Annotated in this window: 19 protein-coding genes and 1 pseudogene; 10 read left to right on the forward strand and 10 right to left on the reverse strand. The window is 71.8% G+C overall.

Translation table 11 applies throughout. The features are described 5' to 3' along the window. Window positions 1–369 precede the first annotated feature (369 nt). Window positions 370–1,869 carry an IucA/IucC family protein gene (locus tag RCR19_RS08630; protein ID WP_331264600.1) on the reverse strand — a complete coding sequence of 500 codons (1,500 nt, stop codon included), beginning with the start codon at window positions 1,867–1,869 and terminating at the stop codon, window positions 370–372. Between the two features lie 87 nt (window positions 1,870–1,956). Between RCR19_RS08630 and RCR19_RS08635 the strand changes: the two genes are divergently transcribed. The 3 genes from RCR19_RS08635 (at window position 1,957) to RCR19_RS08645 (ending at window position 5,727) form a co-directional block, all read left to right on the forward strand. Continuing rightward, complete coding sequence (locus RCR19_RS08635) at window positions 1,957–3,465, forward strand: IucA/IucC family siderophore biosynthesis protein (protein WP_331264601.1); 1,509 nt, start codon at window positions 1,957–1,959, stop codon at window positions 3,463–3,465. Window positions 3,466–3,649: 184 nt separating this feature from the next. Further along, window positions 3,650–4,915 carry a VWA domain-containing protein gene (locus tag RCR19_RS08640; protein ID WP_331264602.1) on the forward strand — a complete coding sequence of 422 codons (1,266 nt, stop codon included), beginning with the start codon at window positions 3,650–3,652 and terminating at the stop codon, window positions 4,913–4,915. Beyond that, on the forward strand, window positions 4,915–5,727 hold the full coding sequence (locus RCR19_RS08645; RefSeq protein WP_331264603.1) for a hypothetical protein: 813 nt from the start codon (window positions 4,915–4,917) through the stop codon (window positions 5,725–5,727). The genes RCR19_RS08640 and RCR19_RS08645 overlap by 1 nt, the downstream gene beginning before the upstream one ends. A gap of 116 nt (window positions 5,728–5,843) precedes the next feature. Here RCR19_RS08645 and RCR19_RS08650 read toward each other — a convergent pair whose 3' ends face one another. Next, window positions 5,844–6,473 carry a helix-turn-helix domain-containing protein gene (locus tag RCR19_RS08650; RefSeq protein ID WP_331264604.1) on the reverse strand — a complete coding sequence of 210 codons (630 nt, stop codon included), beginning with the start codon at window positions 6,471–6,473 and terminating at the stop codon, window positions 5,844–5,846. 87 nt (window positions 6,474–6,560) lie between these two features. Here RCR19_RS08650 and RCR19_RS08655 point away from each other — a divergent pair, with 87 nt between their 5' ends. From RCR19_RS08655 to RCR19_RS08670, 4 genes are all read left to right on the forward strand, one after another. Then, the gene (locus RCR19_RS08655) at window positions 6,561–7,769 is read left to right on the forward strand and encodes a pyridoxal phosphate-dependent aminotransferase (protein ID WP_331264605.1); all 1,209 of its coding nucleotides are present in this window, start codon (window positions 6,561–6,563) and stop codon (window positions 7,767–7,769) included. A gap of 85 nt (window positions 7,770–7,854) precedes the next feature. Beyond that, a complete protein-coding gene (locus tag RCR19_RS08660; protein ID WP_331264606.1) occupies window positions 7,855–8,505 on the forward strand; it encodes a histidine phosphatase family protein in 651 nt (216 codons plus the stop codon). 57 nt (window positions 8,506–8,562) lie between these two features. Further along, the gene (locus tag RCR19_RS08665; protein WP_331264607.1) at window positions 8,563–9,192 is read left to right on the forward strand and encodes a hypothetical protein; all 630 of its coding nucleotides are present in this window, start codon (window positions 8,563–8,565) and stop codon (window positions 9,190–9,192) included. 118 nt (window positions 9,193–9,310) lie between these two features. Then, on the forward strand, window positions 9,311–9,745 hold the full coding sequence (locus RCR19_RS08670; protein WP_331264608.1) for an acyl-CoA thioesterase: 435 nt from the start codon (window positions 9,311–9,313) through the stop codon (window positions 9,743–9,745). Between the two features lie 10 nt (window positions 9,746–9,755). On the opposite strand, the gene RCR19_RS08675 is transcribed toward RCR19_RS08670, so the two are convergent. Then, window positions 9,756–10,157, reverse strand: a complete 402-nt coding sequence (locus tag RCR19_RS08675; protein ID WP_115976585.1) for a helix-turn-helix domain-containing protein — start codon at window positions 10,155–10,157, stop codon at window positions 9,756–9,758. A 101-nt stretch (window positions 10,158–10,258) separates the two neighbouring features. Here RCR19_RS08675 and RCR19_RS08680 point away from each other — a divergent pair, with 101 nt between their 5' ends. Beyond that, entirely contained in the window at window positions 10,259–11,689 is a 1,431-nt protein-coding gene (locus RCR19_RS08680) for an MFS transporter (protein WP_331264609.1), read from the forward strand. A gap of 215 nt (window positions 11,690–11,904) precedes the next feature. Next, window positions 11,905–12,372: pseudogene (locus tag RCR19_RS08685) on the forward strand (exonuclease domain-containing protein); the annotation flags it as partial. Between the two features lie 19 nt (window positions 12,373–12,391). Here RCR19_RS08685 and RCR19_RS08690 read toward each other — a convergent pair. The 7 genes from RCR19_RS08690 to RCR19_RS08720 all read right to left on the reverse strand — a co-directional run bounded on the left by RCR19_RS08690 (window position 12,392) and on the right by RCR19_RS08720 (window position 18,147). Then, window positions 12,392–13,804: a nucleobase:cation symporter-2 family protein gene (locus RCR19_RS08690; protein WP_331264610.1), complete on the reverse strand. Its 1,413-nt coding sequence runs from the start codon at window positions 13,802–13,804 to the stop codon at window positions 12,392–12,394. 201 nt (window positions 13,805–14,005) lie between these two features. Continuing rightward, window positions 14,006–15,385: an 8-oxoguanine deaminase gene (locus tag RCR19_RS08695; RefSeq protein ID WP_331264611.1), complete on the reverse strand. Its 1,380-nt coding sequence runs from the start codon at window positions 15,383–15,385 to the stop codon at window positions 14,006–14,008. A gap of 124 nt (window positions 15,386–15,509) precedes the next feature. Then, complete coding sequence (gene pucL, locus RCR19_RS08700; protein WP_331264612.1) at window positions 15,510–16,430, reverse strand: factor-independent urate hydroxylase; 921 nt, start codon at window positions 16,428–16,430, stop codon at window positions 15,510–15,512. Window positions 16,431–16,438: 8 nt separating this feature from the next. Next, complete coding sequence (uraH, locus tag RCR19_RS08705) at window positions 16,439–16,837, reverse strand: hydroxyisourate hydrolase (protein WP_331264613.1); 399 nt, start codon at window positions 16,835–16,837, stop codon at window positions 16,439–16,441. Window positions 16,838–16,849: 12 nt separating this feature from the next. Then, window positions 16,850–17,359, reverse strand: coding sequence for a 2-oxo-4-hydroxy-4-carboxy-5-ureidoimidazoline decarboxylase (gene uraD, locus RCR19_RS08710; RefSeq protein ID WP_331264614.1), 510 nt, complete (start codon window positions 17,357–17,359; stop codon window positions 16,850–16,852). Between the two features lie 174 nt (window positions 17,360–17,533). Continuing rightward, window positions 17,534–17,902: a helix-turn-helix domain-containing protein gene (locus RCR19_RS08715; protein WP_331264615.1), complete on the reverse strand. Its 369-nt coding sequence runs from the start codon at window positions 17,900–17,902 to the stop codon at window positions 17,534–17,536. After that, on the reverse strand, window positions 17,899–18,147 hold the full coding sequence (locus RCR19_RS08720) for a hypothetical protein (RefSeq protein ID WP_331269385.1): 249 nt from the start codon (window positions 18,145–18,147) through the stop codon (window positions 17,899–17,901). The genes RCR19_RS08715 and RCR19_RS08720 overlap by 4 nt, the downstream gene beginning before the upstream one ends. A gap of 266 nt (window positions 18,148–18,413) precedes the next feature. Here RCR19_RS08720 and RCR19_RS08725 point away from each other — a divergent pair, with 266 nt between their 5' ends. Further along, the gene (locus RCR19_RS08725) at window positions 18,414–19,253 is read left to right on the forward strand and encodes a TIM barrel protein (RefSeq protein ID WP_331264616.1); all 840 of its coding nucleotides are present in this window, start codon (window positions 18,414–18,416) and stop codon (window positions 19,251–19,253) included. Window positions 19,254–19,255 lie beyond the last annotated feature (2 nt).

Consider the following 19,255-nt stretch of genomic DNA (forward strand, 5'->3'; position numbering starts at 1 on the left):
CAGGCCACCAACCTCTTCACCCGTGCCGTCCACGCTCGACCTCGAAGGCGTGTCACAACGGAGCCGGCCGTCCTGTTTCCGGCCCTCCGGCATGAAGTGACCATAGTAACCGGGGGTGACCGGAGCACGGAGTGCCGGAGCGGCCGGGCACTGCTCGGTTTCACGGCTCCGAGTCGCCCGTCGACGACGTCCCCGACCGGCTCGGTGCGCGGTTCGCCTCCGGCGCCACGTCGGGACGCGAGGGGCGTCGTCGGGCCGGCGCTGCGCGGGCGGTCCGGCCGACCCGTCGTGCCCCCGGCCCCCGCACGGCGCGGACGCCGAGCACCTCCGCTCCGTGCCCGTGTGCGACATGGGCCCGGTGGGGGCCGCTCACCGGCACGCCAGCGGGTTGGGCAGGGGCAGATAGCGCGCGTCCGCGCCGTCCGCGCCCGTCCAGCGCAGCAGGAGGTTCGTCTTGCCGGGGAGGGTGGGCGAGGCCAGCAGGCCCGGGATCTCGGGCACCGGGTGGCGGGCCAGTTCGGCGCGGGCTGCGGGCCAGGGGTTCCAGCCGGGACGACGCTCCACCAGCACGGCGGCCACTTCGGTGAGGTTGTTGACGACCAGGCAGTAGACGAGCCGCTCCCAGCCCACCGCACGGGACACCTCCGCGAGGAGTTTCACGCCCTCCGCGTCCCGGAACAGCGCCTGCACGGGCAGGCCCGTCGGGTCCACGGCGACCACCGTGTTCTGCAGATGCGCCTCGAGGACGACGCCGTGCCGCTCGAACGCCTCCAGAGCCGGCGGGACGACCTGGCGCAGATAGGCCGTCCACCAGGCCGCAGGGTCGTCGAGCGTGTTGAGCGGACTGTCCTCGAAGCCCTCCACGAGGGCCGCGGCGAGGAGCGGCGTGGTGCCGGGCAGCAGATGCGGGCGCAGGCCGTCGCGGACCAGCACGGCCAGTTCCTCGAAGGCGAAGGCGGCCGTACGGTAGCCGCGGTCGCTCAGCCAGGCGGCCGGGCCGGGACCCGCGGCGAAGGCGGAGACGGCGGCCTCGTCGGTGCGGCGCAGCCTGAGCAGGTCGTGGCGCCACAGCCGGCGGATGTCGTTGGTGATCCGCACGTCCAGGCTGAACTTGAGGAAGAGGTCGTCGTCCGGGGCGTAGACGGTGCGGATCGCCGCCGTGGGGGCGACGGGCAGCGCGGACTCGCCGAGCCGGACGAGGCGGCCGTCGGCGAAAGCCTCCCGGATCTCCGGGCGGGCGGCCACCAGAGCGAGCTGCCAGGGATGCGCGGGCAGCAGCCGGTACCCCGGCGGGGCGGAGCCGAGCGAATCGAGCGCCGTCGTGTCGCCCTCCTCGGCCGCCGCGTCCTCGCGTACGCCCAGCAGGGCGAGCGGGAAACGGGCGTACGCTTCCGGCGCGTACGGCAGCCAGTTCGCGACGGGGCCGCCGCCGCGCGCCTTCGGGGCGGGATGGTGGGGGTGACCGGTGATCAGCGACTGCTCGGAGCGCACATACGGGTCCTCGGGCGCGGTCGCCCGGGCACGCGCGGCCAGGATCGCGGCCACCGCGTCCCGGCTGTCGATCATCTCCACGGGGAGTTCCGGGCTGTCGAGGCCGGTGGCGCGGCGCAGTTCGTCGGCGGTGAGCTTGACCAGTTCCGCATGGGTGAGCGGCTGCCAGGAGCCGCCGTCGTACACCTCCGGATCCCGCGGCCGGCGTCCGCCGCGTATCCGAAGCAGCCGGCCGCCGGCCCGCAGCCGGTGGACGCCCGGTTCGCCGGTGGGTTCCGCCGCCTCGCGGATCAGGCAGTTCAGCAGCGGCGCCACCGCGTAGGCGTCGGCGCGCTCGGGGACATCGTCCCTGGGGTGCATGCGGTCCACGTGATCCATTCGTTCCGTACGGTGCACTGACGCTCAGTATGTCGGTGGTGGTCCGCCTCCAGGATCCGCCACCCCCGTCCCCCGAGGAGCCCGACCGTGCCCCCTTCCCCCTCCACCGAGACCGAGTTCGCACGCGAGCTCGATCTCGTACGGCCCGGCCTGTCGGCGGCGTACGCGGCCGCGCTCCCCGGCGCCCGCGCCGCCGTCCTGTCGCGCCTGTGGCGGGCGCTGGCCCATGAGCCGCTGCCGTGGATCGCGCGCCGGGAGCCGACGGCCGGCGGGCTCCTGCTCCACCTGACCGACGGGCGCCGGCTGCACGGGCCGCCCGCCGACCCGTACGCGACCGACGCGTATGCGACCGAGGTGCTCCTGGAGGGACGGGCGCACGGCTGTCCGGGCGCGCTGGTCACGGCGCTCGGTGTCCCCCACGGCGACCCGTTCGCCGCCGAACTCGACCACAGCACGGCGTCGTTGGCGCTCTCCCGGGCAGACCAGCCGCAGGACCTGCCGGAACCGGCGAGCGCCTGGGAATGGGAGCAGCGGGTGGTCGACGGGCACCCGTACCATCCGAACTGCCGGTCCCGGCCGGGCTTCTCGGTGGCCGAGCAGCTCGCCTACGGACCCGAGCACCGGCCGCTGGTACGCCTCGGTCTGATGCCCCTGGACGACGGCGGTATCGTCCGGGGCGTGTGGCCGAAGTGGCTGCGGGACGGCGGGCGCCCCCTGGTCCCGGTCCATCCCTGGCAGACGGCTCACGTACTCGGGGTGCCTGCGCAGGAGGGGCCGGCCGCGCATCCGCTGATGTCCCTGCGGACCCTGGCCCTGCCCGACGGCGGCCCGCATGTGAAGACGGCGCTCAGCGCACGGCTGACGTCCTCGGTGCGGGACATCTCGGTGCAGTCCGTCGAGACGTCGCTCGACGTCTCCGACTTCGTGGCGTCGATGGCGGCGCGCACCGACGGCCTGCTGCACGTCACCCGCACTCTCGGGGCGGTCAGCGCGCACTCCCCCGATCTCGCGGCGGTGGTGCGCGAGTCGCCCGAGACGCGGGCCGACACCGCGGCCGGCGAGCGGGTGGTGCCCGTCGCCGCTCTGCCGCTCACCGGCCTGCCCTCGTCCGCCGCCTGGTTCGCGGCGTTCACCCGCCTCGTCCTCACCGTGGGACTGCGGCTGCTGGACCTGGGGGTCGCCCTGGAGGCGCACGGCCAGAACCTGCTGGTCGTGCTCTCGCCCACGGGCGCCCCGCGACGGCTGGTCTATCGCGATCTCGCCGACATCCGGGTGAGCCCGGCCCGGCTGGCGCGGCACGGCATCAAGTCCCCGGACCTGGCGGGCCGGATGGTCACGGACGACGAGACGACCTTGCGCCGCAAACTGTTCGGATCCCTGGTGGCGGGCGCGCTGGCCTCGACCGCGGGGTCGGCGGCGGCGCTGCGGGACGCACTGGAGCCGGCCGTGCGGGATCTGCCGCGCACAGCGGATCTGGCGGCGCTGTCCGCCGAGCCCCTGCCCACCAAGGCCCTGACTCTGATGCGGCTGTCGCCGGGGCGGTCCGGCGATCTGTGGACGCTGCTGCCGAACCCGCTGACCGGGGCGGGTCCGTGACGCCGCGCGGCGGCCGAACTCCCGTCGGCCGCCCCGCAGTCGGACCCGCCGGCGTGAACGCGGCACCGGCATCCGCAGCTTCACCATGCTTCCACCTGCCGGTACGGCAGGGTTGTTCGACTGGACCGCCAGGGTTTTACGGCTCGTTTTGAAGCACGCACCGTCTGATCAATAAGATCCGCCGATGATCACAAGAAAACGGCTGGCGACGGGTGTCTGCACCCTGCTCGCCGCCCTGGCGGCCGGGATGGCCGTCCCGGCCGGCGCCGTCGCCGACGAGACGACAGCCCAGGACGCGCCCAAGGTCGATCTCGTCCTCGACGTCAGCGGTTCCATGCGGGCGCGGGACATCGACGGTGGCTCACGGATGGCCGCGGCGAAGCAGGCCTTCAACGAGGTGCTCGACGCGACTCCGGAGGAGGTGCAGCTGGGCATCCGGACGCTGGGCGCCAACTACCCGGGCAACGACCAGAAGACCGGCTGCAAGGACACCGCGCAGCTCTATCCGGTGGGGCCGCTGGACCGGACCGAGGCCAAGACGGCCGTGGCGACGCTCCAGCCCACCGGCTGGACCCCGATCGGCCCGGCGCTGCTGAAGGCCGCGGACGACCTCGACGGCGGCAACGGCTCCCGGCGTATCGTCCTCATCAGCGACGGTGAGGACACCTGCGCCCCGCTCGACCCCTGTGAGGTGGCCCGTGAGATCGCGGCCAAGGGAATCGGGCTGACCATCGACACCCTGGGCCTCGTGCCGAACGCCAAGCTCAGCAAGCAGCTCAGCTGCATCGCCGAGGCCACCGGCGGCACCTACACCTCGGTGCAGCACAAGGAGCAGCTCTCCGACAAGGTCAATCAGCTGGTGGACCGTACGGCGGACAAGGTGGTCACGCCGGTGGCCGTGGACGGCACCGGGCAGTGCACGTCGGCGCCCACGCTGAAGTCCGGTCTGTACACGGACCGCGAGGACTTCGGTCAGCACCGCTTCTACCGCGTGGACGTGGCGCCCGGTCAGGAGCTGCGCGCCTCCGTGAGTGTCGCCGACGACCGGCAGGTGAACCCCGACTACGGGGTGACGCTGCGGGCGATCACCGTGCACGGGCGTGAGATCGTGCGCGGCGAGGCGACCGGTTCCGGCCGTACGGACGTGATGTCGACGGGCCTTCGCTATCCGAAGGCGAAGAGCGACGAGGAGGACGCCCCCGCCGAGACGGTGTGCCTGCAGGTGGCCAACTCCTTCTCGCCCGCGGCCGGGGTCAAGACGACGCCCGGGTTCCCGCTGGAGTTGACCGTCGACGTGGTCGACGGTCCCGACCAGGCGGGCGATGTCGCCTCCTTCGGTCTCGGCCGCGGCTGGTGGCTGCTCGGCGCCCTGGTCCTGACCGGCTTCCTCGCGGGTGTCCTGTGGGGTTGGATTTCGCGCTGGCGGTTCGCGGTCTGGAGGACCAACTGATGCGTATCGGAAAGATGCTGACCGCGGCGGCCCTGCTGCTGGGCGCCTCCGTCACCCCGGCCGTCGCCGACTCCTCGCCCTCCGCGAGCCCGTCCGGCGACAGCGCCGCGCCCACCTCGGCGGGCACGTCGTTCCGTACGGCGACGGAGATCGAGCAGGGACAGCAGGCCACGGCGAGCGCCTCCACCGGTGACTACCTGTACTGGTCCTTCCCCGCGGACGCCGGGCAGCGCCCCACGGTGAAGGCGACGGTGAAGCTGCCCTCGACGTCCCGCAGCGGGGCGCAGACCTGGCAGTTGGACGTCTACGACGGGCTGCGGCGCCGGCAGGCGTGCCAGTACGGCACGCAGACGCACACCGCGGCTCAGGGTGCGTCCTCCGTGGACCTGGCCTGCACGCTGCGCACGGTCCGCGCCTGGTCCGAGCCGTGGGCCGACGACCCGCTGCCCGGCACGTACTACGTCCGGCTGACGGCCGTGGACCTCGGTGCCGCGGACCTCGGCCTGCCGGTGAGCACCGAACTCCGGGTCGATTCCAAGGAGATCGGCGGCTCGGCGGCGGTGGACGGATCGCTCGCGCAGCCGCTCGTGCCCGGGATCGCGACCACCTCGCAGGAGGAGGAGAGCTCGTCCGAGTCGGACGCGGCCGTGCTGTCCTCGCTGAAGCCCGACGACGGCTGGGCGTCCGGCTGGTGGTCCGATCGCTGGGTGTGGACCGCGATCGGCGGCATCCTCGCGGCGCTCGCGGGCATCGGGGGCTATGCGCTGACGCGTGGTTCGGGACGGCCGTCCCGGGTGCCGCAGGGCTACTGACACACCGCCGTCCAAGGCCCGCCGTGTCTCCGGCACGGCGGGCCTTTGCGTCGCCGTCCGCGCCCCTCGGACGCGCGGGAGTTCCGGGCGCGCGGGAGGAGCGCCCGGTGCGCGGCTCACTCCCCGCGCAGCGACTTGGCGAGCGTCCCCTCGCCCGAGACCTCGATGCGTCCGTCACGCACTGCCTGATGCAGCGTCAAGAAGCCCCGGCTCAGGGCCGTGCACGTGTCCCCGTCGAGCTCCAGCCGGGCGTCGGGCTCGCCGGGGGCCGCGCCGTCGCCGTAGACCCGGCCGTCCGCGGCGCCGCCCAGCCACAGATGGAACTCCCCCTCGTCCAGCTGGACTTCGACCAGTCCCTCGCCGTCCAGCGAGCGCAGCAGCGGCAGCGCGAACCAGTGCGCGCGCACCGCGTCCGTCGGCCTGCGCTCGGCCAGTGCGGGCGCGCCCCAGTCGCCGAGCGCCTGGAGCACCGGGAGCAGGTCCCTTCCGTGGGCGGTGAGTTCGTACACGAACGCGGCTCCGGGCGGCGGCAGCCGCCGCCGCGTGGTCAGCCCGTCGCGCTCCATGTCCTTCAGCCGGGACGCCAGGACGTCGGTGCTCACACCCGGCAGGTCCGCGTGCAGATCGGTGTAGCGGCGCGGTCCCGCGAGCAGCTCACGGACGATCAGAAGAGTCCAGCGGTCGCCGACGGCATCGAGGGCCCGGGCCGTGGAGCAGTACTGGTCGTAGCTTCGGCGAGGTGACATGCGACGCAGTCTAGACACGTTGTTGGACTTACCAAGCTTCCACTTGGTAAAACCAAGCAACACCAGTCGGCGGAGGGGAAGCGGCACATGGAGTTCCGGCAGTCGAGCAAGCTCAGCGAGGTCTGCTACGAGATCCGCGGCCCGGTGATCGAGCACGCGAACGCGCTGGAGGAGGCGGGCCACAGCGTGCTGCGCCTGAACACCGGCAACCCCGCCCTCTTCGGCTTCGAGGCGCCGGAGGAGATCCTCCAGGACATGATCCGGATGCTGCCGCAGGCGCACGGCTACACGGACTCGCGCGGCGTCCTCTCCGCCCGCCGCGCCGTGGCCCAGCGCTACCAGGAGCGGGGCCTGGACGTGGACGTCGACGACGTGTTCCTCGGCAACGGCGTCTCGGAGCTGGTGTCGATGGCCGTACAGGCGCTGCTGGAGGACGGCGACGAGGTCCTCATCCCCGCACCTGACTTCCCCCTGTGGACAGCCGTGACGACCCTTGCGGGCGGCAAGGCGGTCCACTACCTGTGCGACGAACAGGCCGACTGGTACCCCGACCTGGACGACATGGCCGCCAAGATCACCGACCGCACCAGGGCCGTCGTCATCATCAACCCCAACAACCCCACGGGCGCGGTATACCCGAAGGAGGTCATCGCGGGCATCCTCGACCTCGCGCGCCGGCACGGCCTGATGGTCCTCGCCGACGAGATCTACGACCAGATCCTGTACGACGGCGCCGTGCACCACTCGGCCGCCGCGCTCGCCCCCGACCTGGTGGTCCTCACCTTCTGCGGGCTGTCGAAGACGTACCGGGTGGCGGGCTTCCGCTCCGGATGGCTGGTGGTGACCGGTCCGAAGCAGCACGCGCGCAACTACCTCGAGGGCCTGACGATGCTGGCCTCCATGCGTCTGTGCGCCAACGCCCCGGCCCAGTACGCGATCCAGGCCGCGCTCGGCGGCCGGCAGTCCATCCACGAGCTGACCGCACCGGGCGGCCGTCTGCACGAGCAGCGCGACCGCGCCTGGGAGAAGCTCAACGAGATCCCCGGCGTGTCCTGTGTGAAGCCGAAGGGCGCGCTGTACGCCTTCCCGCGCCTGGATCCGAAGGTGCACCCGATCCACGACGACGAGAAGTTCGTCCTGGACCTGCTGTTGCGGGAGAAGATCCAGGTGGTCCAGGGCACCGGCTTCAACTGGCCCGCTCCCGACCACTTCCGCATCCTCACGCTTCCGCACGCGGACGACCTGGAGGCGGCGATCGGGCGGATCGGCCGGTTCCTCGGCGGATACCGCCAGTAGGGGGCGGCCGTCTGGCTCAATCCGCCCTGCCGGCCCGGCATGCCTGTGGCACGGTGCCGTTAGACGGATACAGGAAGGGCACGGCGTGGGCGACCTCATTCTCGTCCGGCACGGGGAGACCGAGTGGTCGTTGTCCGGGCGGCACACCGGCCGGACCGACGTCCCGCTGACCGACAACGGCCGGGAGCAGGCGCGTCGGCTGGCGCCGCTGATCGCACGGCACCACATCGCCGCGGCGTTCGTCAGCCCGATGCAGCGGGCCCTGGAGACGGCCCGGCTGGCCGGTATCGGCGGAGCGCGCGTCGACGCGGACCTGTCCGAATGGGACTACGGCGGGTACGAGGGGGTCACGACCTTCGAGATCCACCGGACGCGGCCGGACTGGTTCCTGTTCACCGACGGGGTCGCACCCGGACCGCCCGAGCATCCCGGGGAGAGCCCCGACGATGTAGGGACGCGCGCGGACCGCATGCTCGCCAAGATCGACGCGGCGCTGGGCGATGCCGAGGGCAGCGTGGTCGTGGTCTCCCACGGCCATTTCCTGCGGGTGCTGACCGCGCGGCGCCTCGGCCTGTCCGCCTCGGCCGGTGCGCTGTTCCTGCTCTCCACCGGAACGATGAGCCGCCTGGGCCTCGAGCACCGCCGCCATGTCGTGGCCGGCTGGAATGTCAGACCCGACGCGTACTGTTCGCATGGGTCCCTCTCCGCGGGAGAGGCGGGACTCCCGGAGCACTGACCCGGACTCCGGGCGCCGGTCCCCGGTCCGGTCCGCCCGCGCGGGAAGGAGCACGCCGTGACCCGGCCGCCGACCGCCGCGCAGCTGCGTGTCATCAACACCGCCGACCCCGTGACCGGGCGTCTTCGCGGAACGGACGCCCAGCTCTCCGCCCTGGTGAAGCGGGGCCTCGCCTTCCGGCATCCGCGTCCGCCGCACGACCACTTCCTGACGCCCGCGGGCCATCGGATCCGGGAGGCGCCGTCCGTCGAGGAACCGGCTGGTTCGGCCGCGCCCCCGGGGGACACGGGTGTGTTCGCCGCGCGCGTGGGCGGCGAGGACGGCGCGGACACGACCCCCGCGCGGCGGCGGGAGGTGCACAGTGCCTGGCAGGGGCTGCTGGAACTGCGCCGGATGACAAATCCGGGCGACGCCGTGGACCGCCCGTGCGCCTGGGAGCGCGCCAATCTGGTGCGGTCCGCCGCGCTCGCGCTGGAGGCGGCGGGACATCGTCCCGCGCCGGGCGACGGCGAGGGTTATCGGGTGCGGGCGACGGCGCAGCCTGAGGCGATCGCCGTCCACCACGAGGACCTCACGGCGCTGCGCGCCTGCGCGGCCACGCTGGAGGAGGCGGGCTGGCAGGTGAGCGAGCACTCGGAGCCGAAAACCCGGGCGCGGTATCTCCTGGCGTCGCCGCGGCGCAGATGAGCCGCCCATGGCGTGAACGGCCCGTCACCGGAGGGCGGTTGTCCTCGGCCGGACGATCGGGGCGCTGAGCCCTGACGTAGATTTCCTACGTCTGATGCCGTCACCTTGGAGGAAGCTCATGGCCGACACCGCCGCAGCCCCGTTCTCCGTCGGGGTCACCGTCCGCGGGTACGAGACCGACGCCCTGGGACACCTCAACCAGAGTGTCTATCTGCAGTACGCCGAGCACGCGCGCTGGAGCATTCTCCAGGCCGCCGGGGTGGGTCCGTCCGAGCTGCTCGCCAAGGGCGTCGGACCGGTGGTCCTCGAAACGAAGATCCGCTATCTGCGCGAACTGCGCGCAGGCGACGAGGTCGAGGTGACGTGCGCCTTCGAGTGGGGCGAGGGCAAGACCTTCCGGGTGATGCAGACGATCCTCAAGGCGGACGGCACGGTCTCCGCGGAGATCGCGTCGGTCGGCGGGCTGATGGACCTCAAGGAGCGCAGGCTGGTGGCCGACCCGCAGGGGTACTTCCGGTCACTGGCACTCGAACCGGAGGCGTTCGGTCTGTGAGGTCCCCGGCCTACGCGCCCAGCTGCTCCGGACGGTGCTCCACGTCGTAGGCGGCGCGCGCCTCGGCGATGTGGACGCGGTTGCGCTCGGCCCAGTCGGTCAGCCGTTGCAGGGTCTCGTGCAGTTCCTGGGCCATGGGCGTGAGTGCGTACTCCACCTTCGGCGGTACCGTCGGATGGACGGTACGGGTGACCAGTCCGTCGCGTTCCAGATTGCGCAGCGTCAGCGTGAGCATGCGACGGCTGATGCCCTCGATGCCGCGCTCCAGCTCCGTGAAGCGGATCGGCCCGTGCGCGGCCGCCACCAGGATCTGCACGCTCCACTTGCCGGCGACCCTGTCAAGAACCTCGCGGACCGGGCACGCGTACGCGTTGACGACCTGCGCGGTAACACCGGTGTTCCTCTGGGACATCGAACTGCCTCCTTACGCCGCCCTCCATGGTCACTGACGATTGACCCCGTTACAAGTCGTGCACCTTTGGTGACCATGGAGATGACGGAGGCCACGAGGTCATGTCGACCACGACCGGGGCATCGGCGCGGGTGGCGTCGCCGCACCGCACGTACTCTCGCTGGGCGTCCCTCGCCGTTCTGTGCGCGGGAACGCTGATGACGATCCTGGACGGCAACATCGTCACCGTGGCGATGCCGGCCATCCAGAGCGACCTCGGGTTCAGCGGGCCTGGACTCGCCTGGGTCGTCAACGCGTATCTGATCCCCTTCGGCGGGCTGCTCCTGCTGGCGGGACGGCTCGGGGACCTGGTGGGCCGCAAACGGATGTTCGCGGCGGGGCTCGCCGTGTTCACCGCGGCCTCCGTGCTGTGCGGGGTGGCCACCGGGCAGGGCGTGCTGGTGGCGGCGCGGGCCGTGCAGGGCGTCGGCGGCGCCATGGCGTCCGCGGTGGTACTCGGCATGCTGGTCGCGCTGTTCCCCGAGCCGCGGGAACAGGCCCGCGCCATCGCCGTGTTCAGCGCAGTCGGAGCGGCGGGTGGAGCACTCGGCACCTTCCTCGGCGGGGCACTGACGCAGGTTCTGGGCTGGCACCGGATCTTCCTGATCAATCTGCCCATCGGGGTGGCCGCCCTGATCGCCGCGGTCCGTGTGGTGGCACCGGAGGACGGCGCCGGGCTCGGCAGGGGCGCCGACTATCCGGGGGCGGCCCTCGTCACCGGCGCGCTGATGCTCACGGTGTACGTCATCGTCGGCGCCGGTGACCGCGGACCGACCGCCACGCTGCTGTCGGCCGTGCTCGCCGCCGCCCTCTTCGTGGCCTTCGCCCTCCGTCAGGCGCGGGCCGCACGGCCCCTGCTGCGGCTGCGGCTGTTCCGCTCCCGCCTGGTGACCGGCGCGAACGCCGTGCAGATCCTGATGATCGGGACGATGTACGGCTTCCAGTTCATCGGCGCGCTGTATCTGCAACGGGTCCTCGGATACAGCGAGTTGGCGACGGGCACGGCCTTCCTGCCGGCACCCGTCGCGATCGGGGTGCTGATGCTCGGCCTGTCCGCGCGGACCATCGGCCGGTTCGGTGCGTACCGGGTCCTGCTCGCCGGACTGGTGCTGATCACCGCGGGAATGGCACTGCTGAGCCGCGCGCCGGCCGACGGCTCCTACCTCCCCGACGTCCTGCCACCGCTGCTCCTGCTGGCCGCCGGCTTCGCGGCCGCGATGCCCGCGCTGACCGGGCTCGCCATGTCGGGGGCGCGGGAGGAGGACGCGGGTGCGGCCTCGGGGCTGTTCAACACCACGCAGGTGGTGGGCGGTTCACTGGGTCTCGCGGCCCTGTCGACACTCGCGGCGAGCCGCACCGAAGGGCTGCTCCGACGGGGTGCGGGGCTGCTGCCGGCCACCGCGGACGGCTATCGGCTCGCGTTCATGGTGGCGACGGGGTTCGCGCTGGCGGCACTCGTACTGGCGGCGGGGGTGCTGCGGCGACGGACGTGACCGGCGGTGAGGTGGCGATGCGACGAGCCGTGAGCTCCGCCCGGGCGGAGCTCACGGCGGCCGCGTCCGGTCAGGCACCGTGCGAGGCGGATATCGGGTGCGGACGTCGTCCCGGGGTGCGATGCTGCACATCCATGGCACCCCGAACGATCAAGCCGAGTCTGTACATCTCCGTGGACATCGAGGCCGACGGCCCGATTCCGGGCCCGTACTCCATGCTCAGCCTGGGCGCGGCGGTGGCCGGCTTCCAGGACGCCCGGGGCTTCACCGCGGCCGATCCGCAGCAGCAGACCTTCTACCGCGAACTGCGCCCCATCAGCGAGGAGTTCGACCCGCAGGCGCTGGCGGTGAGCGGGCTCGACCGGGAGCGGCTGAAGGCCGAGGGAAGTGAACCCGAGGTGGCGCTCACGGAGTTCGGGGACTGGGTGCGTGAAGTGAGCGCCGGCGGGCAGCCCGTGATGTGCGGCTACCCGGCCTCGTACGACTGGACGTTCCTGTACTGGTATCTGATCCGCTTCACGGGGGCGAGCCCGTTCGGCCACTCCGGCTGCTTGGACATGAAGACCCTCTACGCGACGAAGGCGGGGCTCCCCCTGCGGGCGGTCGCCAAGCGCACGATGCCGCCCCGTCTGCTCTCGAAGCGTCCTCACTCGCACCACGCCCTGGACGACGCGATGGAGCAGGCCGAGCTCCTCGCCAACCTCATGGCATGGCCGGGTCCCGCTCAGGCACCACCCCCGCACCGGCTCGGTGCGCCGCCGCGATCTCCTCGCCCGCGTCCATGGGACGGCTCGTTTCCTCGGCCCCTCGGCGCCGGCCCAGGTGGTGGAAGACGAGATTGAGCAGGACGGCGGCCACACAGCCGGCCGAGATGCCGGAGTCCAGCACGATCCGCGCCGTCCGCGGGAAGGCGTGGTAGAAGTGCGGGGCCGTGATGGGGATGATGCCCACGGCCAGTGAGACGGCCACGATCAGCACGTTGTCGTCCTTGTCCAGTCCGGCCCGCACGAGGGTCTGGATGCCGCTCGCGGCCACCGAGCCGAACAGGACCACCCCCGCCCCGCCCAGGACCGGGCGCGGTACGACGGCGATGAGCGAGGCGGCCATCGGGCACAGCCCCAACAGGACGAGGAAACCACCGCCGGTGGCGACGACGAAGCGGCTGCGGATCCGCGTCATGGCGACGAGGCCGATGTTCTGCGCGAAGGCGCTGCACATGAAGCCGTTGAACAACGGACTCAGCGCGGAGCCGAGTGTGTCGGCGCGCAGGCCGGCCGCGATGGTCCGCTCGTCGGCCGGACGCCCCACGATCTCGCCGAGGGCGAGCATGTCGGCTGTCGACTCGGTCATCGAGACCACCATCACCACGCACAGGGACAGGATCGCGGCCAGGCGGAACTGCGGTGCCCCGAAGTGGAACGGGGCCGGGAAGCCGATCACGTCCGCGTCCAGGACGGGCGTGAGGTCGATGACCCCGAAGGGAATCGCGACGAGCGTGCCGGCCATCAGGCCGAGCAGGACCGCGATCTGCTTGACGAAGCCGCGGGTGAAGCGGCGCAGCAGCAGGACGACGACGAGGGTGACCCCCGCCAGGGAGAGTTGTACCGCGGACCCGTAGTCGTCCGCGGCGGGGTCGGGCCCCTGCGCCCAGCCGAAGGCGACCGGCAGGAGCGAGACCCCGATGAGGGTGATGACCGTTCCCGTCACGACCGGCGGGAAGAAGCGGACGGCCTTGCTGAAGAAGGGGGCCGCGAGGAAACCCAGCAGCCCGGCCACGACGACCGCGCCGAAGATGACCGGCAGGGCGTCGGACGGGTCGTCGGTGGACGCGGCGATGGCGGTCATGGGCGCGACTCCGGCGAAGGTGACGCCGTTGACGAACGGCAACCGGGCGCCGATCTTCCAGATGCCGAGGGTCTGCAGAAAGGTGGCGATGCCCGCGGTGAAAAGACAGGCGCCGGTGAGGAAGGTCAGGTCGGTGCCGGTCAGGCCCACGGCGGCGCCGACGATCAGAGGTGGGGCGACGACCCCGGCGTACATGGCGGCCACATGTTGCAGGCCACTGGCCGCCATCTTGAGGGCGGGGAGTTTCTCGTCGACTGGGTGGGCGGCCACGGTGGTTCCTCCGGTCGGTTGCACGTCGGCTCCGACGTGGGTTTCAAGGAGGTGGTGCATGTGGTCCGGTGTGTTCGGGGACGGAAGTCCGTTCCGGGGCACGCACGTCCCTGCGTGCCCCGGAGACGGGTGCCGTGGATCCCGCTCGGGTCCACGGCCGCCGGCCGGGAGCCGTCCCTCCCCGCCGGAGTACTCGGCTGCTCAGTCGCGCCCGGCGATCCGCGCCAGGCGCCGCGCCTCGTCCCGTGTGGAGCGGGCGACGGCTTCCTCGTCGACGTGCAGCAGACGGCCGTTCTCGACGACCGGTTCGCCGTTCACCAGCGAGAGCGTGACCGGGGCCGCCGCACCGAGGACCAGCGCGGTCACCGGGTCGGCGATCGAGGCGTGGGCCAGGGTGTCGAGCTTCCAGAGCACGAGGTCGGCGAGCTTGCCCGGCTCCAGGGAACCGATCTCCGCGGAGCGGCCCAGGACCTGAGCGCCCCCGTACGTGCCCAGGCGCAATGCCTGACGGGCGTTCAGGGCGGCTTCCCGATGGGCGCCCAGCCGGTTGATCAGCACCGCGTTGCGCAGCTCGGTGTGGAGTTCGCCGGACTCGTTGGAGGCCGTGCCGTCGACGCCGAGCCCGACCGGTACGCCGGCGGCGAGCATGTCGGGGACCCGGGCGATACCCGCCGCCAGACGGGCGTTGGACGAGGGGCAGTGCGCAACCCCGGTCCGTGTGCGGGCGAAGGCGGCGATGTCGGAGTCGTTCATGTGGACGCAGTGCGCCATCCACACGTCCTCGCCGAGCCAGCCGGTGGACTCGAAGTAGTCCGTCGGGCCCATGCCGAACAGCTCGTGGCAGAACTTCTCCTCCTCCACCGTCTCGGACCCGTGGGTGTGCAGCCGCACGCCCTTCCGCCGTGCCAGCTCCGCGCCCTGGCGGAGCAGTTCGGTGCTGACGGAGAACGGGGAGCAGGGCGCGACCGCCACCTGGACCATGGCGTCGTACGAGGCGTCGTGGTGTTCGTCGACGGTCGCCTCGGTCGCGGCCAGCGCACCTTCCAGGGTCTCGACCGCGAAGTCCGGCGGCAGACCGCCGTCCTTCTCGCTGCGGTCCATCGAGCCACGGGCCAGGGTGAACCGGACGCCCGTCTCACGGGCGGCGCGGATGACGGCGCCGGACAGGTCGCCGGCGCCCTTGGGGTGGACGTAGTGATGGTCCATGGCGGTGGTCACGCCGCCGCGGGCCATCATGGCCAGTGAACCCTGTGCGGCCGCGTAGACCATGGGCTCGTCGATGCGCGCCCAGATCGGGTACAGCGCCACGAGCCAGTCGAACAGGTTGTGGTCCGTCGCCAGGCCCCGGGTGATCCACTGGTAGAAGTGGTGGTGGGTGTTGACCAGGCCGGGGGTGACCAGGTGGCCGGAGGCGTCGACGCGCCGCACGACGTTCTCCAGGTTCTCCGGCGCCCCGCCGGCGCCGACCGCCTCGATCCGGTTCCCGGCGACGACGACATGGCCCGAGGCGTACTCGGTGTCGTCGGCGTCCACGGTCGCGATCGCACAGTTCTCGATGACGATGCGCCGGTCTGCTGCCACGGTTCGTCCTTTTCGCTCTGTGGAGAGGGCACGGCAGGACCCCGGAGGTTCGAGTGCCGCGGCCCGGGAGTCTCGGGTGCCGAAGGAGGAGGGTGCCCCCGGAGGGCCGGGGGCACCCGGTGCGTCAGAGGTTGGTGAGGTCCACCGGGATCCTCGCCTCGCAGCCGTCCCGCAGCACGGTGGCCTCGATCAGGCCGTACGGGCGGTCGGCGGCGAGGTACACCTCGTTGTCGTTCTTCAGTCCGAACGGCTCCAGGTCCACCAGGAAGTGGTGCTTGTTCGGCAGTGAGAAGCGGACCTCGTCGATCTCGTCGCGGTGCTCGATGATGCGTGCCCCCATCGCGTACAGCGTCTGCTGCAGCGACAGGGAGTAGGTGTCGGCGAAGGCCTGGAGCAGGTGCTTCCTGATCTGCTCGTAGGACTTCTCCCAGTCGGGCATCTCCCGCGCGTCCTCGGTCCAGTTGAACCGCCAGCGGCCGGAGACCTCGGTGGCCAGGATGCGGTCGTGGGCCTCGGGGAGAGTCGTGTACTTGTCCTTGACGTAGCCCCAGAACTCGGAATCGGTCGAGTTCATCACGACGAGGTCCTTCAGACCCGAGACGACCTCCCATGTCCCACCGTCGTATGTGATCTGCGCAAGCCGTGTCTCGCGGCCCTCGCGGACGAAGGAGTGGGCGCCTTCACCGGAGGTCCCGATCCGCTGCCAGGCGTACTCCTCGATGCGGATGCGGGCGCGCCGGATGGGCTCCTGCGAGGTCACGAAGTGCCGGGCCAGATGGATGCCGAACTGCTCGGCGGACTCGATGCCGTACTCCTTGGCGAACGCGTACACCGTGTTCTTGGTGGTGTCGGTCGGCAGGACGTGGGCGTTCGAGCCGGAGTAGTGGACCTCCTCCATGTCGCCGGAGAGCGACACCGAGACATTGAGGTCCTTGACGTGGTGGGTGGCGCCGTCCCTCGTGATCTTGACGACGCGGTTCTCCGCCTTGCCGTACTGGTTCTGCCCCAGGACCGCCGGGCGGGCCGGGTGGGAATGGTCTGCCATGGTGTCTGCTAGCTCCCTCGGTATACGGAGTAGCCGAACGGGTTGAGCAGCAGCGGTACGTGGTAGTGCTCGCCCGGCACGACCGCGAACGTGATCGCCACCTCCGGGAAGAACACCCCTGCCGCACCACTGTCCCGATTCGCGGGGGCGTCCTGCTGCGCATCGGCTTGCTTCTTCTCGAAGTACGCCTCGACTGCGAAGTCGAGCCGTACGTGGGTCGTTCCCTCCGGCGGGACCGGGAGGTCCTTGCACCGGCCGTCCGCGTCGGTCGCGCCGCCGCCGAGCTCCCGCCAGTCCGCGCCCCGGCCCGATCGGGCAAGGAGGCGGACGGCGACTCCCCCGGCGGGTCGGCCGGCGCTGGTGTCCAGGATGTGCGTGGACACGGAGGCGGTGGTCTCGGTGCTCATGCGGATTCCTCTTCAGGCGGTGTCGAGCAGTCGGGCGAGCCGAACACGGTTGATCATGCCCAGTTCGGTGCGGACGATCTCCCGCTCCTGCTCCGGCGCGTTGCCGATCCGTTCCCTGGCCGCGTCACGCATCTGCTCCCCGGTCTTCCCGGTCGCGCAGATCAGGAAGACATGGCCGAACTTCTCCTGGTACGCCAGATTGAGTTCGAGCATCTCCGCCTTGAGTTCCTCGGCGGCCCCGGCCATACCGCGCTGTTCACGGGCCGAGGCGGGGTCCCCGGTCCGGGGGCGGCCGATCGGGGGGTGTCCCGCCAGGGCCTCGTCCAGGTCTTCCGCGGTCAGTCCGGCCACGGCGGCGTCGCTCGCGGCGTACAGGTCCCCGGCCGCCGTGCAGGGGCGCGCGGCGAGCAGCCGCCCGGCCCATGCCGTGGAGGCGCACACCTCCAGGAGCACGGCCCGGGCCGCGGGCCCCGCCAGGGAGTTGAACCGGGTGAGACCCGGCGGCATGGAAGTCGAAGTCACGGGAGCCTCCGCGGACTGGGGGCTGAACGGCTTGCGAACAGCTAACGCCCACCCGCGACGCAACGTCAACACTTTGTTGAAAATTCAGGGCCGCGAGGGTCGGAACACGGAAACCGCCACCCGGACACCGGGCGGCGGTTCGCGGCGGACTCAGGAGAGGGACTCCGGGGCCGGTCAGGCCCCCTTCTCACGATTCAGGTAGTTGTAGACGGTGAAGCGGCTCACGCCGAGGGCCCCGGCGACGGTCTCCACCCCATGGCGCACGGAGAAGGCACCGCGCGCCTCCAGTATCCGTACGACCTCCTGCTTGGCCTTGCGGTCCAGCTCGGCCAGCGGCTTGCCGCACCGGCGCTCCATCGCGGCCAGGATGTGATCGAGCGAGTCGGCGAGTTGGGGCAGGCGCACGGCGACGACGTCCGTGCCCTCCCAGGCCAGTACGACATCGTCGGGGCCGGCCTGGTCCGGGGGCAGCATCTCGCCGCCCATGGCGTCGACGAGCGGCTTCACGGCCGCGACGAACGGCTCGTCGCCGAGGCCCGTCACTCCCCCTCCCCGATCACGTTGACCTGCAGGGAGATCCGGGTGGCACCGGCCTCGAGGGACTTGCGCAGCACCGCGCCGACGGCGTCGAGCACCACGTCGGCGCCCCCCTCCGCGGTGTTGCCGAACGGGCCCACGTCCACGGCGTCCAGTTCGGCCGAACCGAGGACCTCCCGGGCGACCAGCGCATGGGCCGGCGCCTCGTCGAGATCGAAGGGCTCGGTCGTGAACTCCACCCTCAGTCGCACCTGTGCCCCCATGGCATCTCCTCCGACCCGCGCGCACCCGCCGGGTCCACCCTCGGGGTCGGACCGCCCCGGCCGCCTGCAGAGACCTTAACGGACCACCCCGCCGGAGCCCGCCCCGAAAAGAGGGCGGGAGCAGCACCCGGCCCGCACCCCGCCGGGGACGGCCCGGTTTTCGGCGCACGCCCTTGACAGCCTTCACACCCGGCGGCAGGCTTTCCATCAAGCAGAAATATAGTTCCGCAATACGGAAAAGGAGCGGCACCCCGATGGGATTCGCGGACCAGCGCTTCAACGTCAACCTGTCGATCCTCTTCACGGAGCTGCCCCTCCTGGAACGTCCGGCGGCGGCCGCCGCCGCGGGCTTCACCGCGGTCGAACTGTGGTGGCCCTGGGCCGACTCCCCCACCCCGGAGCGGTCCCGGCTCGACGCCCTGAAAAAGGCGATCGAGGACGCGGGAGTCCGGCTCACCGGGCTGAACTTCTACGCAGGGCAGCTTCCGGGGCCCGACCGCGGGGCGCTGTCGGTCCCGGGCGAGGAGTCGGAGAAGTTCCGCGACAACGTCGACGTCGCGGCGGACTTCGCGCAGTCGCTCGGCTGCAAGGCGCTCAACGCCCTGTACGGCAACCGCGTCGACGGTGTGGACCCCGCCGCACAGGACGCGCTCGCCCTGGAGAACCTGGTGCTCGCGGCGCGGGCCGCGGAGCGCATCGGGGCCGTGTTGCTGGTCGAGGCCCTCAACAAGCCGGAGTCACCGCTGTACCCCCTGGTGAGCGCTCCCTCCGCGATGGAGGTCGTGGACGCGGTCGACGCCGCGACCGGCCTCGGCAACGCGAGGTTCCTGATGGACCTGTACCACCTGTCGATGAACGGCGAGGACCTGCCGTCGGTGATCAAGCGGTACGCGTCGAGGACCGGCCACGTCCAGATCGCCGACAACCCCGGCCGCGGCGCACCGGGCACGGGGTCCCTCCCCCTCGAGGACCTCCTCGACCGACTGGCCGAGGCGGGCTACGACGGCTGGGTCGGCCTGGAGTACAAGCCGGGGGACGCACCGAGCGCCGATGCCTTCGGCTGGCTGCCGGCCCACGCACGCGCCGCCCGCTGAGC

The organism is Streptomyces sp. WAC07094 (genome assembly GCF_036320405.1).
Taxonomy (GTDB): domain Bacteria; phylum Actinomycetota; class Actinomycetes; order Streptomycetales; family Streptomycetaceae; genus Streptomyces; species Streptomyces lannensis.

Excerpts from the sequence above, each read along its gene's own strand:
- RCR19_RS08630 (WP_331264600.1), bottom strand. The coding sequence starts at position 1,869 with ATGGATCACGTGGACCGCATGCACCCCAGGGACGATGTCCCCGAGCGC.
- RCR19_RS08640 (WP_331264602.1), top strand. The coding sequence starts at position 3,650 with ATGATCACAAGAAAACGGCTGGCGACGGGTGTCTGCACCCTGCTCGCC.
- RCR19_RS08645 (WP_331264603.1), top strand. The coding sequence starts at position 4,915 with ATGCGTATCGGAAAGATGCTGACCGCGGCGGCCCTGCTGCTGGGCGCC.
- RCR19_RS08650 (WP_331264604.1), bottom strand. The coding sequence starts at position 6,473 with ATGTCACCTCGCCGAAGCTACGACCAGTACTGCTCCACGGCCCGGGCC.
- RCR19_RS08655 (WP_331264605.1), top strand. The coding sequence starts at position 6,561 with ATGGAGTTCCGGCAGTCGAGCAAGCTCAGCGAGGTCTGCTACGAGATC.
- RCR19_RS08670 (WP_331264608.1), top strand. The coding sequence starts at position 9,311 with ATGGCCGACACCGCCGCAGCCCCGTTCTCCGTCGGGGTCACCGTCCGC.
- RCR19_RS08675 (WP_115976585.1), bottom strand. The coding sequence starts at position 10,157 with ATGTCCCAGAGGAACACCGGTGTTACCGCGCAGGTCGTCAACGCGTAC.
- RCR19_RS08680 (WP_331264609.1), top strand. The coding sequence starts at position 10,259 with ATGTCGACCACGACCGGGGCATCGGCGCGGGTGGCGTCGCCGCACCGC.
- pucL (WP_331264612.1), bottom strand. The coding sequence starts at position 16,430 with ATGGCAGACCATTCCCACCCGGCCCGCCCGGCGGTCCTGGGGCAGAAC.
- uraH (WP_331264613.1), bottom strand. The coding sequence starts at position 16,837 with ATGAGCACCGAGACCACCGCCTCCGTGTCCACGCACATCCTGGACACC.
- RCR19_RS08725 (WP_331264616.1), top strand. The coding sequence starts at position 18,414 with ATGGGATTCGCGGACCAGCGCTTCAACGTCAACCTGTCGATCCTCTTC.